20 protein-coding genes and 1 other annotated feature are annotated in these 19,542 nt (G+C 41.0%); of the genes, 5 read left to right on the top strand and 15 right to left on the bottom strand.

Annotation, left to right across the window (positions count from 1 at the left end):
* Positions 1–35: 35 nt before the first annotated feature.
* From QWY22_RS18090 to QWY22_RS18110, 5 genes are all read right to left on the bottom strand, one after another.
* Positions 36–1,637: a sensor domain-containing diguanylate cyclase gene (locus QWY22_RS18090; RefSeq protein ID WP_300982189.1), complete on the bottom strand. Its 1,602-nt coding sequence runs from the start codon at positions 1,635–1,637 to the stop codon at positions 36–38.
* 176 nt (positions 1,638–1,813) lie between these two features.
* Positions 1,814–2,005 carry a hypothetical protein gene (locus tag QWY22_RS18095; protein WP_036811521.1) on the bottom strand — a complete coding sequence of 64 codons (192 nt, stop codon included), beginning with the start codon at positions 2,003–2,005 and terminating at the stop codon, positions 1,814–1,816.
* 157 nt (positions 2,006–2,162) lie between these two features.
* Positions 2,163–2,537, bottom strand: a complete 375-nt coding sequence (locus tag QWY22_RS18100; protein WP_300982190.1) for a YciI family protein — start codon at positions 2,535–2,537, stop codon at positions 2,163–2,165.
* Positions 2,538–2,610: 73 nt separating this feature from the next.
* Positions 2,611–3,117, bottom strand: coding sequence for a DinB family protein (locus QWY22_RS18105; protein WP_300982191.1), 507 nt, complete (start codon positions 3,115–3,117; stop codon positions 2,611–2,613).
* A gap of 261 nt (positions 3,118–3,378) precedes the next feature.
* On the bottom strand, positions 3,379–4,140 hold the full coding sequence (locus QWY22_RS18110; RefSeq protein WP_300982192.1) for an MBL fold metallo-hydrolase: 762 nt from the start codon (positions 4,138–4,140) through the stop codon (positions 3,379–3,381).
* Between the two features lie 117 nt (positions 4,141–4,257).
* On the opposite strand from QWY22_RS18110, the gene QWY22_RS18115 reads away from it, so the two are divergent.
* A complete protein-coding gene (locus QWY22_RS18115) occupies positions 4,258–4,668 on the top strand; it encodes an Lrp/AsnC family transcriptional regulator (protein ID WP_300984430.1) in 411 nt (136 codons plus the stop codon).
* 417 nt (positions 4,669–5,085) lie between these two features.
* Here the strand turns inward: QWY22_RS18115 and QWY22_RS18120 are convergent, their stop codons facing one another.
* The 4 genes from QWY22_RS18120 to QWY22_RS18135 all read right to left on the bottom strand — a co-directional run bounded on the left by QWY22_RS18120 (position 5,086) and on the right by QWY22_RS18135 (position 10,154).
* Positions 5,086–6,393 carry a CitMHS family transporter gene (locus tag QWY22_RS18120; protein WP_300982193.1) on the bottom strand — a complete coding sequence of 436 codons (1,308 nt, stop codon included), beginning with the start codon at positions 6,391–6,393 and terminating at the stop codon, positions 5,086–5,088.
* A gap of 467 nt (positions 6,394–6,860) precedes the next feature.
* Positions 6,861–7,820, bottom strand: coding sequence for a tripartite tricarboxylate transporter substrate binding protein (locus tag QWY22_RS18125; RefSeq protein ID WP_300982194.1), 960 nt, complete (start codon positions 7,818–7,820; stop codon positions 6,861–6,863).
* 41 nt (positions 7,821–7,861) lie between these two features.
* Positions 7,862–8,536, bottom strand: a complete 675-nt coding sequence (locus QWY22_RS18130; protein ID WP_300982195.1) for a response regulator — start codon at positions 8,534–8,536, stop codon at positions 7,862–7,864.
* A 13-nt stretch (positions 8,537–8,549) separates the two neighbouring features.
* Positions 8,550–10,154, bottom strand: coding sequence for an ATP-binding protein (locus tag QWY22_RS18135; protein ID WP_300982196.1), 1,605 nt, complete (start codon positions 10,152–10,154; stop codon positions 8,550–8,552).
* A 70-nt stretch (positions 10,155–10,224) separates the two neighbouring features.
* Between QWY22_RS18135 and QWY22_RS18140 the strand changes: the two genes are divergently transcribed.
* Positions 10,225–10,512, top strand: coding sequence for a hypothetical protein (locus tag QWY22_RS18140; protein ID WP_300982197.1), 288 nt, complete (start codon positions 10,225–10,227; stop codon positions 10,510–10,512).
* A 44-nt stretch (positions 10,513–10,556) separates the two neighbouring features.
* Here the strand turns inward: QWY22_RS18140 and yyaC are convergent, their stop codons facing one another.
* From yyaC to QWY22_RS18160, 4 genes are all read right to left on the bottom strand, one after another.
* Positions 10,557–11,120: a spore protease YyaC gene (yyaC, locus tag QWY22_RS18145; RefSeq protein ID WP_300982198.1), complete on the bottom strand. Its 564-nt coding sequence runs from the start codon at positions 11,118–11,120 to the stop codon at positions 10,557–10,559.
* 626 nt (positions 11,121–11,746) lie between these two features.
* The gene (locus tag QWY22_RS18150) at positions 11,747–12,457 is read right to left on the bottom strand and encodes an ABC transporter permease (RefSeq protein ID WP_300982199.1); all 711 of its coding nucleotides are present in this window, start codon (positions 12,455–12,457) and stop codon (positions 11,747–11,749) included.
* Positions 12,454–13,299: an ABC transporter ATP-binding protein gene (locus QWY22_RS18155; protein ID WP_300982200.1), complete on the bottom strand. Its 846-nt coding sequence runs from the start codon at positions 13,297–13,299 to the stop codon at positions 12,454–12,456. Before QWY22_RS18155 ends, QWY22_RS18150 begins: the two co-directional genes overlap by 4 nt.
* 137 nt (positions 13,300–13,436) lie before the next feature.
* The gene (locus QWY22_RS18160; RefSeq protein ID WP_300982201.1) at positions 13,437–14,372 is read right to left on the bottom strand and encodes a LytTR family DNA-binding domain-containing protein; all 936 of its coding nucleotides are present in this window, start codon (positions 14,370–14,372) and stop codon (positions 13,437–13,439) included.
* Positions 14,373–15,643: 1,271 nt separating this feature from the next.
* On the opposite strand from QWY22_RS18160, the gene QWY22_RS18165 reads away from it, so the two are divergent.
* The gene (locus QWY22_RS18165; RefSeq protein WP_300982202.1) at positions 15,644–15,886 is read left to right on the top strand and encodes a hypothetical protein; all 243 of its coding nucleotides are present in this window, start codon (positions 15,644–15,646) and stop codon (positions 15,884–15,886) included.
* Positions 15,887–15,988: 102 nt separating this feature from the next.
* Positions 15,989–16,231 carry a hypothetical protein gene (locus QWY22_RS18170; RefSeq protein WP_300982203.1) on the top strand — a complete coding sequence of 81 codons (243 nt, stop codon included), beginning with the start codon at positions 15,989–15,991 and terminating at the stop codon, positions 16,229–16,231.
* 330 nt (positions 16,232–16,561) lie between these two features.
* Here QWY22_RS18170 and QWY22_RS18175 read toward each other — a convergent pair whose 3' ends face one another.
* Positions 16,562–17,785: an MFS transporter gene (locus QWY22_RS18175; RefSeq protein ID WP_300982204.1), complete on the bottom strand. Its 1,224-nt coding sequence runs from the start codon at positions 17,783–17,785 to the stop codon at positions 16,562–16,564.
* A 60-nt stretch (positions 17,786–17,845) separates the two neighbouring features.
* Positions 17,846–18,105 (bottom strand) — a binding site (T-box leader).
* Between the two features lie 452 nt (positions 18,106–18,557).
* A complete protein-coding gene (locus tag QWY22_RS18180; protein ID WP_300982205.1) occupies positions 18,558–18,752 on the bottom strand; it encodes a DUF1272 domain-containing protein in 195 nt (64 codons plus the stop codon).
* Between the two features lie 141 nt (positions 18,753–18,893).
* Between QWY22_RS18180 and QWY22_RS18185 the strand changes: the two genes are divergently transcribed.
* The gene (locus QWY22_RS18185) at positions 18,894–19,313 is read left to right on the top strand and encodes an Lrp/AsnC family transcriptional regulator (RefSeq protein WP_300982206.1); all 420 of its coding nucleotides are present in this window, start codon (positions 18,894–18,896) and stop codon (positions 19,311–19,313) included.
* Positions 19,314–19,542 lie beyond the last annotated feature (229 nt).

Genomic DNA, 19,542 nt, shown 5'->3' on the forward strand with positions numbered 1-19,542 from the left:
TTCGGATCTTCCGGTTCATAATTGCAATTGAATTGTTAAGAGGGATTACCGGAGGAAGAAACAGTTATCCGGTTTCTTCCTTCATCTTTTGACTGATAGAGCGCTGTATCCGCCAAACGGAATAGCTCTTCCAATGACTCCGTCTGGGTTGGAAACTCTGAGATTCCGATCGAAACTGTAACGATCCGGCCGGGAACCAATAAAGTCTGTTCCACTTCTTTGCGTATTTTTTCCGCTACTTGGTAGGCAGCTAAGCGATCGGCATCCGGCAGAAGAAGAATAAATTCTTCTCCGCCATACCGAAAACAATAATCCGTGTTCCGGATCAGTGTTTGAAGCGTTTCAGCCAAGCCTTTTAATGCCTGGTCCCCCATTTGATGGCCAAATGTGTCATTAATCGATTTGAAATGGTCGATGTCCAGTATGAGCAATGAAAAATGCCGATTTTGGCTTGACCAGCCCTCCAGCACTTCTTCCAGTTTCCGGCGGTTCGGCAAGCCGGTTAGAGCGTCCGTCAGGGCTGAATGCGTGAGTTCCTGGTTGTTTCTTTCGAGTATTTCAAAAGCGATTGCCACACTCTTCGTTAAGATATCGGCTTCGCGGTTCCAATGAGGCTTCATCAGATTGTCCTTGAGGGGCTGCGATACTGCCTTTCCTTCCGCTAACCCATTCACCAGATTTCCCAGGTGCGTAAAAGGAGCGGCCAATCTGCGGGCGATAAAAATGGAAAGCAGGAGCAGCAGCAAAGAAGGCAGCAATAGATTCTTCAGCACCTGCAGAAATTGATCGATCAACAGGTCTTCAGCAAATGAATAAGGCGTCTGCTGCACAATCCCCCATCCCGCTTCGGATACATGGCTATAAGCGGCAAGCATTGGGATTCCTTCAGTATTGGTGATCAATTCCTTGCCGTCTTTTCCTTGCGTCAATTGACGAACCACCGGATTTCCAATGACGTTTTCTCCGATTTTTTCACTCTTCGGATGAAACAGCAGCGTACCGGCTGGGCCGACCACATAGTAATAGGAACCGTTTTGCTCTACCGCATCATTGCCAAGCAAATGATTTAGGACGTTTTGCTCCTGAAGAAAGATGGTTCCGCCAATCATCCCTCGATACACGCCGTCTTTGGAGTAGATCGGCTGGCTCATCAAAATGATTAAGCGGTTTGATAAGCCCATATAAGGGACAGTCAGCTCAGGCTGTTCCGCATCCAGCGCGTCTCTTGCTGGCCCCGCCGCTATTTTTTCTCCTTTTAACCCGATGCTGTTGGGGCTGATGGCCCGGATCACGCCTGTTTCGTCTATCCAGGAAAGGGAATTGAAATAGCCGCTGCTTGTTTGCAGGAGATCCAACTGTTCATGGATTTCCTGATCGCTCATTCCTTCATTTTCCTCCAGAAAATCCACAGTAGTCTCCAGACTTTTTCTCATCGAGATGAACAACGAATCGACCGAATGGCTCATCTTCTCGGCTTTGGAGTAATTTAAGGACAAATAAGTCGTCGCCAAAGAATTCTTACTGGAATAGTAAGAAGAGACCGTAAGAATCAGCAGTGTAAGAATAACTGAGGCAGAGACAAGAGAAGTCAGCAAGGTGGCCAAGTTCACTTTCCGTCCATTGAATAGTGGCTTCATACAAAATTTCCTTTCAAAACACTTTTGAGAAAAATCAACTTCTTCCATTATATAGATATCTTCCTTTATTTATCTAGTTAAAAGAAAAATACCCGCTAATTAAAAATAGAGCCTGGAATCCAGCTCCAAGCTCGTGTATCTTGCTTTCAGTTGGTTAAACGATTTCACCCCTTATCTTAAAACATTCCTCCACCTTGATTGTTGTGCCGACCAACTTCTCGCTGAGCCTCCGCTTCCGCTAAATTCTGGTTCAAAGTCTTTTCCTTCTTATTAAAGCTGTATTTCCCCCGCGTCAAAAAATCTACTAGATAAGCGCCTGCAAACACTGCAGCCAATGAGCCCCAAAAAATCCACATCATCCAATGCATATCCTTCTCCCCCTTCCGTTTTATCGTCGCTTCGATCGCCTTTCTTATAATACGGTTTCAGTTGGGATAAGTTTCAATAATCAGATTTTAAGACGTGGCGACCTGTTATAAAAATACGTGAAGGCCGTTTAAGCAGTTTTGCTCTTTCCCTTAAAAGCTAGCCTTTCATATCGAAGGAGTCGATTGCGCGGATCTCAATTTCCCAACCCAGCTGCTCTGCTAAACTGACCTGCACAGTCGGATGTAGAGAAGCCACTCGGATTGCTTCTTCAAAATTTGCGGCTTCCAGTATGAATGCACTTCCAATAATTTTATCTGGCTGGATTAAATGGTCCTCATCGACTTGTATCTCCCCGTCCACCCGCTGCAATCTCTTTACTTCTTGTCCAATACCGGCATCTACCAGTACATGGCCGCTTTTGTATAATTCCTGGAGATGAGGCTGGCATTCCCGCATGACGTTATCAACTTCTTCTTTTGGCAATGCGTCCATCTTCTCCTTATTCAGGTAGCCCAAGCACAAGTATTTCATCTAAAAACCTCCTGTTGAGATACTTTCTCCTCCGGCAGTTTTAAGGATTTAGCGAATAGACCAAACTGAAAAACTATGTTTCCATTTTCAGGTACCTTTCCAGCTCTTCTTTCTGCCGCAGGTGATGGCGGGAATGCATGTGAACCAGCTCAAGCCACTCCTCCGCATTCAGCCAGCCGAACCCGCCATGCTTAACTTTATAATCCAGGTTAATTGTAGAAGCTTTCAATTCCCAGTGGTCCAGCCTATCAATCACCTCTTCCATTCTTGTCTCCAGATCCTCCTTACTGTCTGAATTGTTGGGAGGGGCATTCATTTCATCTGGAAGCCTGATTTTGATGGGCGGAAATCCACCGTCTTTGAATAACTGCTCACCCGCTGGAGTTTTTCCCAGAGGCTGCCCTTCAGTTGATGCAGCACAAATTTGCACATTATCCAGATACTCATGCGCCACTAGAATAATGTGGTCACACATTTGCCCAATGGACCACACCCCTTCTCGCGGAATATGGCGCAGCTGTTCCGGAGAGTATTTGCGAAGCCCGTTCTTGAAAATGAAAAGCACTTCTTTTCCGTTCATCTTCGCCCTCCTAATATCCGTTTTAAAAATTTAAATATTCCGACTATTACCTTTTTTGATTGTATCACAGTTAATTAGGAGACTTCATTAAATCTTATTTCATTATCTTGATCTATGCGTAGCCGTACAGGTGTATGGACTAAAGCGGAATTACTGCTGGTTTCAATAATTTAATGATAGATAAACTAAGTTCAAATTTAATGATTTAACCAAAACAAAAAAAGACCGGTTAAGGTCTATAGGGATAAAGCGATTTAAAGCTTAGAATGAATAGGAATCGCCATCGTTTGGAATAACCACATTTGAAGCCATGCCTTTTTCTTCCGCAAATTTCTTCAAATCTGCTCTTGAGAGGTTCCAGTGATTGACCGCTTCCATATGAACAGCGATGATTGTCGCTTTAGGGGCCGCTTTATGAACTTTGTAGACATCTTCTTCGTTCATGACAAGTGAGCCCCCCTGAAGGAATTGATTGTCTCCTGCATTTACGACGATGATTTCGGGGTTGTGGGCATCGACCGTTTTTTGCACTTCTTCATACCACACAGTGTCTCCGGCTACATAAAGCGTTTTTTCATCTTCATGCTTGAAGACAACGCCACATACATGGCCGGCCATTTTCAGGATTTCGCCTCTGCCGTGCTCGCCTTTTGTCTTGATCAATTGGATACCTTCAAATACCGTATCTTCCTGCAGAACTTCGATGTTCGTGAAGCCAGCACCTTCAATCTCCGTTTTGTCCTCTTCATTTTGCGTGAACAATTTGATGTCTTTTGGCAACGCGTCTTTTGCTGCGTCGTCCCAATGGTCCAAGTGGGTATGCGTAACAATCACGGCATCCACGCCGGCAATGACTTCATCAATTGAAACAGGCAGGCCCACGAGCGGATTGTTCTGGTCTTGTCTTGCTGAATTCGGAAAAGGCGGAAGCGTTCCTTTCTCTGATAAAAATGGATCAACTAAAAACTTTTTCCCTGCAAAATCTACAACCAAGGTTGCGTTGCGAATGTGGCGGATGTTCATAATTCCAACTCCTTTTGTTTGATGTCCACCCATTGTATACTAGTGCCAATTCAAATTTATATAGATTAAATAAAGTCTTTTGCCGCTTTGGCTTTATAAATGAAAGGAATTGAAAAAATCTTGGATCAGACAGATTTGCGAATTTTGGATGAACTTTCCAAGAACAGCCGAATCACCATGAAAGAGTTGAGTGAAAGGGTCCATTTAAGCAGCCCCGCCACTTCGGCCCGGGTGGAAAAATTGGAAACCGCGGGCATCATTGAAGGATACACCATCAAAGTGAACCAGCTGAAGATGGGCTACTTTGTCCATGCAATGATTAGCGTCATCATGAAAAGCAGCCATCACGAACCTTATCTTTCCTATATAAAAGCACAAGCTCCTTTTGTTATTCAGAACTATAAAATCAGCGGCGACAGTTGTTACCTCCTGGAATGCAAATTCCCCTCCAATGCAGTACTGGATGAATTTTTGGTTGGATTGAGCGAGCATGTGAATTACAAGTTATCGATCATCATCAGTAAATAAATCTCAATCGGAAAGACCTCCGTGTAATGACGCTTTTTAAAAGCAATTCTTACATGGGGGTCTTTTAGCTGTGGGCTAACGAAATTAAGGATGATTGACCGTTCGTAAAAGTACATTTACACAGACAATAAAAAAAGAAAAAGGCCTGTGCCGTCAGTGAAAGTGAATTAAACGAAGCCCTCATGCATGAAGTGTTGCACTTAGTTTGACAAACTGTCTCATACAAAAATATTCCTGCCAACCAGACAACTATAGTATACCGGAGCTTAAAAACAGAAAAAAATCGAAATGGAGTCACTTTTTGAAGTGTCTACCATTTCGATTTCTGTTCATCGACCGGCCGATGCATGTTTTCAATGCGCAGAAGCTGATGAGTGTCTTGATATTTTCTACAGAGACATTCTCTAGTATTGGAGCTTATAAAGTAATGACGCCGATAGCAATGGAAAAGAAAATCATTACAAAGCATGACCCCAACGCCCATTTAAAAATGAATTTTTGATGGTCTCCGAACTCCACCCCTGCCATACCGACAAGCAAGTAAGCAGAAGCCATCAAGGGGCTCATCGCATGAATCGGCTGGCCCAATAAGGACGCACGTGCAATTTCAACCGGATCCACGCCATAAGCTGCTGCCGTTTCAGCTAAAATTGGCAGTACGCCGAAATAATAAGGATCATTTGCCATAAAGTAGGTGAATGGGATGCTGGTGACAGCTGTAATAACAGCAAAATACGAGCCTAGCGATTCCGGAATCACTGCTACTAAACTGTTAGCCATCGCATCGACCATTTCTGTTCCGGATAAAATCCCTGTAAAAATACCAGAAGCAAAAACCAATCCCACAACTGCAAGGACATTTCCTGCATGGCTGGAAATTCTTTTCTTCTGATCATCCAGGTTTGGGTAGTTGATCATCAGTGCGATGACAAAAGCAATCATGAACAGTGTAGCCAATGGCAAGACCGAAGCAACCAAACATACTATCAAGGCAATGGTTAAAATAAGATTTATCCATATCAACTTTGGCCGTTTCGTGTCATTCGGAATAGCCGTTTCGCTTATTTCACTTAACGCAAGCGTCTCTTTCACAGAATACTGAATCTCAGCAACGCCCAATCTTTTCCGCTCTTTTCTCCCAAGGACAAATGCCGTAAACAAAGTCCATAAAATCCCGGCTGCCATTACAGGGATGAGCGGCGTAAATACATCCGCCATATCCAGCTGCAGTGCCGCTACTGCTCTTGCTGTCGGTCCGCCCCAAGGCATCATGTTCATGACGCCGAATGAAAGCATCGCGACACAAGTCAATATCAGCGGGTTCATGCCAATCCGCTTATAAAGCGGCAGCATGGCTGATACGGTGATCATATAAGTAGTGGTGCCATCGCCATCAAGTGCTACAAGCATTGCCAGGATAGCCGTCCCTAAAACAATCTTCAACGGATCTCCCTTAACAATCGCTAAAATTTTTGAAACAAGTGGATCAAACAAGCCTGCGTCAATCATAATACCGAAGTACAGAATAGCGAACATCAACATAACCCCGGTAGGAGCAACTTGCTTGATCCCTTCCATCATCATGTCGCCAAGCCCTGCACCAAAACCTCCAAGCAACGCGAACAACGTCGGTATTGTTACCAGCGCAACCAATGCAGACATCCGTTTTGTGATGATCAAAAACATAAATACAGCGATCATTGAATAACCCAAAAGAGCTAACATATTTAATCCCCCTTAAAATTTTTCTAAATTGTCAGTCATTAAACTCGTGAAATAATTCGCCAATTAGATATTGTTTATAAATATAGAGGATGGTTTTCTTTATGTAAACGTTTACAAAATTTTGTCATTTAAATCCTTTGAATTCTTTTCGTACATTAAAACCATTAACAGACTATTCGTGTTTTTATCCAATGCCGGTAACAAGATATTAAAGTCCTTTGGATCATACCTGAAAGCTTGAAATTCCAGCTGATTCAGTTAAAAAAATAGCACAAAAAGGCTTAGGTTTAAGGCATTTTTATGCCTTAAGCCTAAGCCCTCGTGATAGGTTGATTTCGATATGGAGATTGGTTGCAGATATGGCCGGGAGTAAGTTTCTAATCGCCCTAGCTGTAAAAGTGGCAAGAGACGCTGCAAAGCTTTATTTCATTAAAACTATTACTCCTAGAACTTTGTGAGAAGCTGTCTTATTTGCCGCTGGCCTTCATCAATTCTTCATACATCTTACTTTGCTTTTCTAAAAACTCCGTTGTTTCACTGCTATTCATATAAAAATCTTTCCACATATACTGTTCGGTTGTTTGTTGCCATTGTTCTGATTGGACCATTTGCCCAAACGTCTCATCCCAAAACTGAATTTCATCTTTTGACATATTCGGCGGCCCCATAATGCCTCGCCAATGTTCAAAAACAACTTCAATTCCTTCTTCCGTCCATGTAGGGATTTCCGGAAGTTCTTTTAATCTTTTATCAGATGAAATCACCAGTATTTTTACTTGGTCTAGATCGTAATACTTTTTCGCTTCCGATAAGGTCATCGACGCAACGTCTATCTGCTTTTCCAACAACGCTTCCACTACTTGGGCACTATTTTCATAGATAAGAAAGTCAAGTTCTTCCGGCTCCGCTCCAGCTTGTTTGCTCGCCAACACGAATGATAGTTGATCGTCATTCCCAAGTCTTGGCGAAATGCCGATTTTAAAATTCTGCGGCGCATCTTTCAGATTCTCTATTAAGCTATTTGCACTCTTTATGCTTGAATCCTTCGATACAACCACCACTTCCCATTCTGTCGCCAAAATGGCGAGTGGTGTAAAATCTTTATAGGTCAACTGGCTTTGTCCTAATAAATGATTTGTAATGAGCAAGCTTGAATTGATGGCTAATACTGGCCCTTTTTGCTGTTGCGTGTATTTCCAGCCTAATTCCCCTCCTGCTCCAGGATGATTAACTACATGAATTTCTCCGTCAATCAAGTTTTCACTCAGTAAACTGTCTTGTATCATCTGCGCTGTTATGTCCCAGCCTCCACCAATCGAACCAGCCACAAGCGTAACTTCGTCCAGGCTGATATCCGGTTCTTTCTGTGAACATCCAGCCAATAATATGGCAATAAGAGCGGAAATAATTATACATTTTCTTCTCAATGTTTATCCCTCATTAATTTGAACAAATAAATTCCAGTTCCTTATTCTAAAAGGTAATACTTTCTCTGAGGCCTTCCGACAATGCCATAATCGTGTTTTGCTACACAGACGTCTATCAACACGAGATACTCCAAATACCTTCTGGCAGTTGTCCGGGATACTCCCAATTCTTCGCTCATTTCATCGATCGAAACTCCTTTAAGCTTTTCCACTACATCTTTCACTTTGTCCAATGTATGGCGATCAACACCTGTAGGAAGATCTTTTTGTATAGCGGCCGATTGATTGATACTTCCAAAGTATCGATCAATCATTGTCTGATCCACTTCTTCTGCAGCGCTGAGCAATTTTTTCTTTCTTTTGTAATCCTCAATCGTCTCCACAAATTTTTTCATAGTCACCGGCTTTAATAGGTAGTTAAAAACGCCATATTTGACCGCCTTCTCAAGCATCGTTCTTTCCGTTGCTGCCGTCACCATAATAATATCAACCAAGGGATGGTTTTCTCTGATTTTCGGCAATAACTCCGTACCCAATTCATCCGGCATATAAATGTCGAGCAGCAGCAGATCCACTTCATGCTCACTCAAAAGTTTCAACGTTTCTTTTGCATTTAATGCTTTCCCTACCAATTTCACATCTGTTACCTTTTGCAAAAACTGCTCCTGTACTTGAGCAATCCGAAAATCATCCTCTGCTATAACAACCTTAATCATTCATTTTCACCCCTTACTGATCCCGCCGGCTTTTAGGAAGATAGACGGTAAAAATAGTCCTTCCTTCCCGTACGTTGTTTACTTCAACCGTTCCATCCAATGATTCCACAATACGTTTCACATTGAACAAACCGTATCCCCTTTTGTCTCCTTTAGAAGAATACCCCAACGTAAACAAAGACGTTAATGCCTTGCTTGAAATTCCTTTTCCATTGTCTGTTACTTCTATTATAATCTCGCTGCCTACGCCCGTAATTGAAAAAGCTACTTTTTTCTCTTGTTGATGCTCCACGGCATCAAATGCATTGTCGAGCAGATTGCCGATAATGACGGCAATATCCGCTGCCTCTATATGAACTGGAAACGGATCTACATAACTGTCGGCATCGATTTCAAGAAGTATTTTCTTTTCAGATGCCTTGCTGATTTTCCCCAACAAAACAGCCTGGACGTTTGTATCATGAATTTGATTGAATAGGACCTGGTTTTGTTGCTGATGTATAACAGACTCTTTTTGAATAAATTCAAAAGCTTCCTGATGCCGATCCAGCTGCAACAACCCGGATAATAAAAATAATTTATTGGCGTACTCGTGTGTTTGCGCACGCAGGCCATCTGAATATTCGCGAACTTCTGTGATGGTATTCATCAGATTTTTCAATTCCGTTTTATCCCGGAAACTTGAAACCGCTCCTGCCACTGTCCCGTTTTCAATAATTGGAATGATATTAAAAATAAATGTTTTTTCATTAATCGGAACTTCGGCATTGGTAACCGCTTTTTCTGTCCGCAGTACATCATCTATTTTTATATGATGGAGAAAATGCTTGATATGCTGGCCCAGAAGGTTTTCCGATTCCAGATCCAACATGGATTTTGCAGAATGATTAATCAAGGTGATAAATCCTTTTCCATCGATCGCTATAATTCCTTCTTTAACGGATAAAAGAATGGCATTCCTTTCACGATATAGCGAGGCAATTTCATGCGGCTCAAGTCCCAGCGTATCTTTTCGGATGCTTTTGGCTAATAAAACCCCGCCAATGATTCCGAGCAGAATTACAGCCAATGAGGCAAGGCCAATCATTTTAATGCGTTCAGTAATGCTCTGGTAAATGTCCCGTTCCAAAAATTCAACGGAAACCGTTCCGATGATTTGCGTATATTCGCCGTAATCTGCAATAACTGGAACTTTTCCAGTCAACACGGAACCTTGCTTCCGTACGAACTCAAAATTATTCGATCCTCCGAAAATTAAGGCTTGGTAACTGGTGGGATCCATGCTCTTCCGATTGATCAATGTGGAGTCCACATGTGAATAAATGATTTCTTCACGATTCTCAATCACGATATCCGCCGCATTCACCTGGTCTTTTACTTGCTCGGCAATTGGCCGGAAACGGCTATCTATATCATTCTGCTCAATGCCTTCCCGGAGTTCGGGCATCAGAGCAATCGTCTTTGCCGTTTGCAAAGCCAATTGTTCCACTTGCTCTCTTGTGTCGATGGATTCCAGATAAGCAAATATGCCAGCGAGAAGAATCACGATAAAAAGTACAAGTACACTGATCAGCCCTAATATTTTGGTTTGTAAAGGAATCTTGTTTATTCCGCTCATTTTCTGGCTCTTTTCTAATAGTAATTGGGTTTCCTCAGTAATTCCTCACACTCATTATAGCGTAGACGTTTTGAATAAGCTGAAAAGCAACAGTGCCGCATTGGTAATGACCGGCATCAATCCCAATGCAGTTTTGCAGACAAAACAGATTGGCGAGGCGCGGCAGATAGATCCATTGACCATCAGCAAGATGCTTTCCTCTCTTGTAGCTGATATCACTGTTCAAGCGATTAATAAACAGGACTTAAAGAAATTGGTAATGCCGCTGGAGATACTTCGGGAACGGTTAGTAGAAAATTGGGCAGTTTTGATGGACCTGATTTTCTCATCGAAGCGGCTGAACGCCTCAAGGATTTGACGTTGCACAAGAAGCAGACGGAAAACAGCCTAATCGGTGTTAAATCACTTTTCCTGGATGCTCCGAGCAGCTGTGAGGATAAGTTCTGACGTTCTTTTCGCCATATCATAAATCGTAAAAAGACTGGTATCCGTTAAATAATGTTCATATGTGTCTCTGTCATGGCAATTTACAACGGCGATTAAATGAAAATCCCCAACTGGAGGCAATGGGTTTCCTATCGCTTTTCCTGGATACATGGGGCCGGTTTTCAGAAAGACCTGTCCGATTTCTTCTTCTTGGCCGATACAGGCATCCAATACAATTAGCAAATGCTCACCAAGCCCCTGGTGAATTTCTTTTAAGGTAGTTTCCAAATTCAGCGCATGAACCGGAGCTTTCAGGGTGCCGTATACACGATATGGAAGATTGTTTTCTTCTAGCATGGTTCCAGTTAATGGCCCTACTGAATCGACAATGGCCAGATCCGATCCGACGCATAAGAAAATAATCTCTTTGTCTGCCTGGAGCATAAGTTGTTCAAGCGAAGCCCGTGTCAGTTTTTTCATCTCGTTATTTTTTTCATCCTGTTCAGGTTTTTCGTTTCTTCCCCTACGAAACAGCTTCACTTTATCACCTCATTCATTAACGGTTGCTTGTTGTTTGTCTGATTTACCCACAGTTTATCATGCATCTGTATTGAGTATTATCTTTTTCTTATCTCTAATCTTCTTTTCAGATGATTTTAGGAAGTGTATGCACTCATTTTTTCTTAAAGATTTTTATGCCATAGAATAATGGCTTAATTTAAAGCCAGAAACAATCTGTCCCTACCAACAAATAATTTTCTAAAATAGTTGCAATCTTCTCTAATAGGATTGTTGATTTGCATCTGATAAAATACTTTAGGCATTATTAGTTAAGTAAAGTAAACCTGTAAATGGCAAATTATCAATTGACCTTAATAGATAGTTCATTAAGAATGAGTATTTATGAACGAGCCAGATTTAAGAGCATAATAAAATAAGGACTAAAAAAAGAACCTTTTCGGTTCTTTTTTTTCAGTATTAAATCCCACTTCTTTAGATAAAAAAGAGAAGAACCCTGCTCTTCTCCTCTACCGATAATCCCTCCTATGTTAACTTAATTACATTTTCTCTAATTAAGTTATTCAAAATCATCCAGGTTAAGATTTGATTGTATTAAAGAAAAGTTCAACCCGATGAACAAATCTATTGATATTAGATTCAATAACTTAATAATCCATCAAGCGTTTTTTATATAGGATAAAGGAAATGACTGTCAGCACAACCGTCCAAATCGAAATAATCACAAGTGGCATCACCGTTTCACTGGCAGTCGCTCCAACTTCTATCGCAATCAGCAGTTCACTCAATTGGCTGCTCGGCAAATAGGCTAACACTTTCAAAAATGGATAGTCTTCTTCAAATGCTAAAGCGAATGGCCCCATAGTAAAAATAATCAATACCGGAAAGGTTGCAAGTGATGCTTCGATTAATGATTTTGAATACAAGCCGCAAATGGTCCCGATGGCCGTGTATAGCAGGATCGATATGCCCAGTGCAGCCACTAGCACGATCATATTTGACGTATCATAGCCAAAGATGTAAGTCGCAAGCGCCAGCACTGCTGCGGAAATGATGAATACGAGTGAGCTTTTCCCAATCAGCACATCCAGCATCGAAGCCGGGGTCATCATCAGTGAACGCAGTGTATTTCGCTCTTTCTCCTCGGCAATCAGACACGACTGCACAAAACTGGTGAGCATCGCCAACGAAAAATTCATAATAAATGTATACATCACCGCTTGTTCAGCATCGTCCGACCGGTACAATACTGCAAAAAACAAAGGAAATAGAGTCATAACTGAGATCGCGTAGTTTCTAGAAAACTCTTTATAATCTTTGATTAAAATTGCTTGGATGCGCTTTAATGACACGTTCATACTAATTCACTTCCCGTCAGTTTAATGAATATATCGCCCAAACTCAGTTCATTTGTGTATATACGATCAATTTGCCCGAGGCTCATCCAGCTGGCAACCCGGACTGCTGAATCTTCGTTCATCGCGAGGCGTTCGGTCTGTCCAGTTGTCAGTTCCACCGTTAGTGTGCCATCGCGGTGTGTCTTTTTGAGTTCAGCCGGTGACCCAATTGCGCGGATTTCCCCTTTGTGTAATATCGCTACCCGTTCACACAGTGTTTCCGCTTCGGTCATGTCATGTGTCGTCAAGAAGATCGTTGTGCCTTTTTCATTCAAATAGCGCAAACCTTTATGAATATGCATCGTATTTACCGGATCAAGAGCAGAGGTAGGTTCATCCAAAAACAGCATTTCTGGTTCATGGATGATTGCACATGCCAAGGTGACGCGTTGACGCATCCCTTTTGATAGAACACTGATCCGCTTTTTACGGTCCGCATTCAAATTAACAAAGTTGAGTACTTCATCGATGGACGATTTTGGCAAGTCATACAGGCGGCGAAACATATCCAGGTTTTCTTCAATTGTTAACCGCTCATACAAACCGCTGTTATCGGTCAAAATTCCGAAGCGCTTTTTTTGTTCTGTCTTTTGCATCATTTTGGCCGGCTTATCCAACACGACTGCGTTTCCGCTCGTTGGATCCAATTGAGCGGTCAATATTTTAAGCAACGTCGTTTTGCCGGAACCACTTGGTCCCAGAAAACCGAAAATCTCTCCTTTTGGAATATCGAATGAGACATCTTTTAATGCCTGGTTTTCAGCAAATGACTTTTGAATATTTTGGACGGAGATTGTGTTCATATGTACCACTCCTTTTCGTTGATAACACAAGCATATAAAGAAAAAAGAGTGGTTGCCTTCAAATCAGGCTGAAATGTACCGTTTTTCGGCCGAACTGTCCCTGATAAGCGCCTAAATGACGATTATTTCCCAGGGAATTATATGTTCAACAGCTTTTTCAATTCCACCAGTTTGGTCCGCGATAGTGGCACGACCGAATCTTGTTCGGTAGTCAGGCGCAGACTGTAGCTGTTCTTTGTCCACGTGATTAACTCCCGCACTTTTTGCAGATTGACGATGTAGGACCTGTGGCAACGGAAAAAACCGTAATATTGCAGGCGTTGTTCTAGCTCTGTCAAAGTGAGTGCGCAACTGTAGGTTTCGCCGCCGACATGTACGACGGCCGAACTGTTGATACTTTCAACGTAATCAATTTCAGGAGGATTGAACAAAATGATTTTGTCGTTCTTTTTTGTTGGGATTTTCTGAATTTTGAATTCCCCTCCCTCAATTTCCTCCTGAACTTGCGGCTCATTGTCCGAATCCGTAATATCCAACAGATGCAACCCGACATCGTCCAAACGATAAATCTCGTCGCAGCTGAGAAGTGCATCTTCCAAGTTGGCGGTGAGAAGAAGAATTTCTTTTTCTGTCGAAAGCTCTTTCAGCAAGTGCCTAAATACTACCTGATCTTCTTCTTCCAGTTGGAAATACGGTTCTTCAAGGACGATTGTTTGCTGTTGCGCGTAATAAATACGCAGTAGCGACAAGTAGCTTTTTTTCGACGAAGGTAAATTTGAAATCTTCACTTTCCGCTGATCGGTCAGGCGAAACAGCTGGAGCATCACGGGTACTGGTTTTGTATGTCCACTGATCGACTTCATAAAACTCAGCAGTTCTTCTACTCTAAGCCGAGAGTATTCCCCTTGTTCCGCAAGTGAAAAGTAGGTATCCGCCCGTTCTGCCAATTGGGTAAGGAGAACTTTCTTTCGCTGGACATTTGTTTGAATGCCTGTGACCTTGTGCTTTTGCAGTTTGAGTTCGGCGGAAGGGATTATTGTTTGACCATTTACAATCACTGCTTGAATATTCATGCATGCCTCCTGAATTTTCACTTTTTTGATTACCTTTAAATTCAAGGTAATCTTTCTTTACATTAACCAATATAAACCATAATATTCTTGCGCTATTTTTACAGTTGTAGATTTGATGAAATTAGGCTGATTAATGAATATATCTATACGACACTAGCATAAAAACCTATCAGAAGTTAATAAAATCATGGCTGTTGAAGCAATTCTCATGTGGATGTAAGAACTTCCAGTCTTTTTATTCGCCATGCACTTTCCCTCACAGATCCATTCCTGTCAAATTCGATCCTAAGGATGTATACCTAATTTCATTCGCTAGTATGTATACTTATTTTTTCACTCTCGAATTTTTTATAAAAGAGGTTTTTCTTAACTTTATCACTAATAAAGAACCATTCGTACTCCCCAATAATAACTCCCTACTAAAGCAAGAATACATTAAGATAGAAAAGCCGTTTGTAAAAGTACATTCATACAAAAAAGAGAGGAAACTCACTCTTGAGCTTCCTCTCTACCGATAATTGGTGATATGTAAACCTATTTCGTTTCAAAACTCTTACTTTGAATCCATTGAGAATAATCTTTTCAATGTATCTTTTTTTCTAGTGAAATCAGTTTTTCTTGGTTTTCATAAAAAGTCTTTAGAATTAGGGATCTGAATGTAACTTACTTACCCTTATGCTGCATTCAAATTCAGTGAAAAGATTCTTAAACGCCGTGGATTTTAAAGAGTAAATGAAACTTTATGGAAAACAGACCCTTATAGTAATCGCTAAACCATTTAGTCAGGGAGGGGATACCTTTAATATGAGCTTGCTATTGTCCGTTGTGATGGTGATGGTTGGGATCGTATTTTTAAATCTGTCATTATTATTTCCTAGCCAAATTGAAATGGGTGCATGTGTAGCTTCTTTACTCATTGCTGCTGTTTTTTATACTCAATATAAACGGCAAAAGAAAAATGTATCCAACAACTGAAGTTAAGGATTTACCAACTCGGTTTTTAATACAAAATCGAATTTTCTTCTAACCTTTTCGTTGCTAGTTTAAAGGGAAGTGAATGGAACTTGGTTCCTCATAAGGCACATTCAATAAAAGACGTGCTCTTTCTTTCAGACGCACCCTGTCGTTTAACTCGTTCCTTTAATTCTATAGAGGAAAAGTCTTATGGGTAGGGATTGGCTTGGCTGCGTGTTACACTGAGTATCAACAAAACAACTGGACTCTACCTGACTTTTCTTAGTCACTTTCCATGATTGGGAAGGAGCTATAATATGAAGTTTAGTAGCGTGAAGGTTTTTCTTGCAACCATGTGCGAATATAACACGGTGAACATCCAGCAGGTTTTTGCATCCGAAGCAGGTCCCAGCTTATCCGTTCGTTGTTTATACGGCACAACTACTTTTGAAATTACGCATTCAGAGACGCAAGAGGTTATCCATAACGAGTCGATTGATCAAACAGCTGATTACATTATCACGTTTATCGCATCCTACGATTTAAGCAAAAACTCCTGAATCTTCAGGAGTTTTTTTGATTAAATATTTAACAGCAGGGTAGATTCTATATAACGACGTAAATGAGGTGAAAACGCCTACTACTTCACAGGAGAAAAGAGCGTGTTTAGTATGACATTTAACCACATTAAAAATTTGTTGCAGCTTTCCTGGACTTTTAATACGTCTACAATTCGCCATTCCTTCTCGATTGGCGAAGAAGATCAGGTGACGGTCAGGTGCATTGTTGATACCTTCATCTTTGAAGTGACCTCCAGTGAAACTCAGCAGGTCGATTATTATACGTCGATTGATTTAGCGGCTGAGGCTCTTTATAAAAGAATTAATGCCCCTCATACGAACTGACTTCCTGGAAAAAGGACTTTTTTTATCCACCTATTCTGATTCGCTAGAATAGCGTCTAACATAGTTGAATCGTCGCTTCGACTGATGCTATAGTTAAAGCCTAAGCAGCTGCTTATACTTTCTGTTCGTCTTCCTGGAACTGTTCCAATATAAAGTGGAAAAGGCCAGGATGAAAAGACGAAGAAAGGAAACACGTTCGAAGGTGCACCTTCGAACGTGTTTTTTCATTTTGATCACTTAAACGCAAAGAGCAACAAAGCTGATTAGACGATTTATGCATGTAACTTATCTGCACATACTTGATATTCATTTTTAGTCTTATCCCAAAAGCTAATTGTTTAAGGGCAATTTTTCTTCGAAATGCACTTTTCTTCTTTTGGCTGTTACAGTCTTACATGCAATAATCCCCAGCAATAAGAAAGTAAAGGAACCGATTAATCCAACCGGTCGTATGGAAGTCAATTCAGCTGCCAAACCGATCATTACGGTTAGAATGATGATAAATACGGCTTCAACAATACTGAATAAGCTGCTAAACCGGCCCATTATTTTCACTGGCACGTTGTTCTGATAGAACGTCAAATACCCGGTGTTGGCAAACGTGATCGCAAACCCAATCATAAAAGTTCCCGTTGCAGCACCGGGAAAACCTTGCGAACTGTAGAGCGCCATATAACCGACTGCCGTAAAAACAGAGCCGCCCCCGATTAGCAGGTTGACCGCTAATTGTTTGGAAAAAACGGTGTTGATGACTGAACCCAAAATAATCCCCGTTCCAAATACACTCAGCAAGAATCCGTAGTTGGTGTCAGACATTAAAAGAACTCCTTTCGCAAAAGCCGCTTCCAATGAATCCAGGGCGGTCATAAATATCGTCATTCCAACAAACAATAGATAAACTTTTAAAATAAACGTATTGGTTTGACTGAACTGGTAGACTACTTGAAAGTCAGCTTTTATCATCTTCCAAGAAAGTTTTTCAGTTTCGGATGGGACTGTTTGGGAATCCACGTTCGGCAAGAACAGGATGATGAAAACTGACAAGATTAAAGCAACGGAATTTACATAGATAGCCGTATCAGGTGTGCCCATCCAAAATAAGAGACCCGCTATTGCCGGGCCAATTAAAGTTCCGCAAGAATTGATAAAGCTTCTTAACGCATTGAATCTTTGACGATCCTTCTCTGGGATGAGCTTGGTCATATACACCATGGATGTAGGTTCAAACATGGCACTTCCAATATTGATGATAAATACGATGACATACACAGAGAACAGTGAAGGAAGCACCGGAATCAAGGCGATACATAGAGCACGTGAAATGTCTAACCCAATCATCAATTTTCTTGAATTAACCCGGTCGATCAGGCTCCCTGCCCAGGAGTTGGAGCAAATAGTGGCGATCGGCCCTAAAATGTAGAGCAAAGCAACCGCCAGAGGAGAACCCGTTTCATTGAGGATAATTAAATTCAAGGCAATCAGATACACCCATCCGCCTATGTTGGAAATGCCAATCCCGCCTAGCAATAATAAAGAATACTTCCAGTTTTTCATCGTAACCTCTCCCCACTGAATTTTAGCCAAACAAAAAAATCCCACCCCCAAGACAATTGTCTTGGGGACGAGATTACTAAAATCGTGGTGCCACCCCTGTTTGTCAATACGTCACCGCATTAACCTCATTCGGTACAGCCATGAAAAATGGCGATTACCTTAGCCCGATAACGGGAGCTCCCGTCCCAACATCCCCCAAAATCAGGTTCCGCTGTGATGCTCAGAGGTTTGTTTCAATAACGGACTCCTACTCCTTTCCAGCAACCGGAGCTCTCTAGAAAAAGTCTTAAGCTATCTACTGTTCTCTTCAACGCTTTTCATTTTTATAATTCCCGTAATATTACCACAACTCTATCAAACTAGTAAATACTCTATGACAAGCAATAATTTTAAAGAAAGCCAATTAATTCTCAAATACCCAGTTCGTAAAAGTACATGAGTCCGGACAAAAAGATAAAGAAAATACGCTTGTACCAACCTTATCTTCCCCTTCTCAAAATGCTTCGTTTTAAACTTGGGTTAAAAATTTTTGGACAAATGCACTGAAAGACAGTAAGAATATTTTTCGGTACCTTTCTACGCTTCTACTTTGTATACGGAGTTTGCTTCCGAAACATTTTTTATTGCTGCAATCAATAAGTAGTTTCCCGTACATTCTAGTTTGCCTTGGCCACGAATAAACCGTTTTTTGAAAATAAGAATCCATGTATAGGGGCAACTAACTAAAATCGTTCTACTGGAAGTAGAATTTAAACAGATTTTTAATGAAAATTTATGGCATAGAGCGAATCGGACAAGCACCGTTTGGTTTTGGTCTTCTTACAAGCTCCCCATTGCAATTTGGACAAATGTTAAACATCCTTATCGTACACTCCTGGCAGAACGTACACTCATGAACACAAATATAAGCCTCTGTTTCAATATGTCCAGAACACTTTTCACAGCTGTTTTTCATTTCTAACCCCATAATATTTCCTCCTTTTTGAACTCAGTTCATTCTATTTGAAATTCTATTTAAAACCCATCCTTTTTTTAGGATTATTGAGGAGTATAGTTTAATAAATAAGGAAATTTAGGGATTTCAAATAATATTTGCAGGTGATAAAAAGTGGATAACATCAATCGAAGAATAATCGATATCCTGCAGCGAGAAGGCCGGATATCGATGACAGAGCTAGGAAATAGAATCTCTTTGTCTGTTCCTGCTGTAACAGAAAGAGTCCGGAAACTAGAGGATAACGGGATAATCGAAGGATATCGGGCTGAAATCAATTCAAGAAAGATAAACAAGTCAGTTAAAGCATTTATTTTAATGAAAACTTATCGCTGCAAAGCATTTAGAGAATTCTGCAAGGACAATCCTTTAGTAATAGAATGCCATCGATTAACTGGCGAGTATAGTTACCTCGTTAAGGTAGTCACAGAAACAAACGAATTGCTGGAAGAGTTCATTGATTTGAGTATGGAGTACGGAGAACCCCATACGATGATGAACCTTTCTTCTCCGGTTCCTTATAAGAATATTTAACTGCTTAGTTTTGAGTAATCATATGGCAAATAATTATTTTTGCTCTTCTTAAAATTTCACATCCAAATTAACTTGAATACATCCATCTAAACAAGCGCTTTGTTGTCCACCATTCTTAATCCATTCGTAAATGCACTCATTTACAAACCAAAAAGGAGAGAAGAGGTTAATCTAAAAACCTCTTTTCTCCTTTTTAATAACAGCAACTTCCAATCCTCCGTTGTACGAA

The organism is Planococcus liqunii (assembly GCF_030413595.1).
In the GTDB taxonomy this organism is placed as follows: Bacteria; Bacillota; Bacilli; order Bacillales_A; family Planococcaceae; genus Planococcus; species Planococcus liqunii.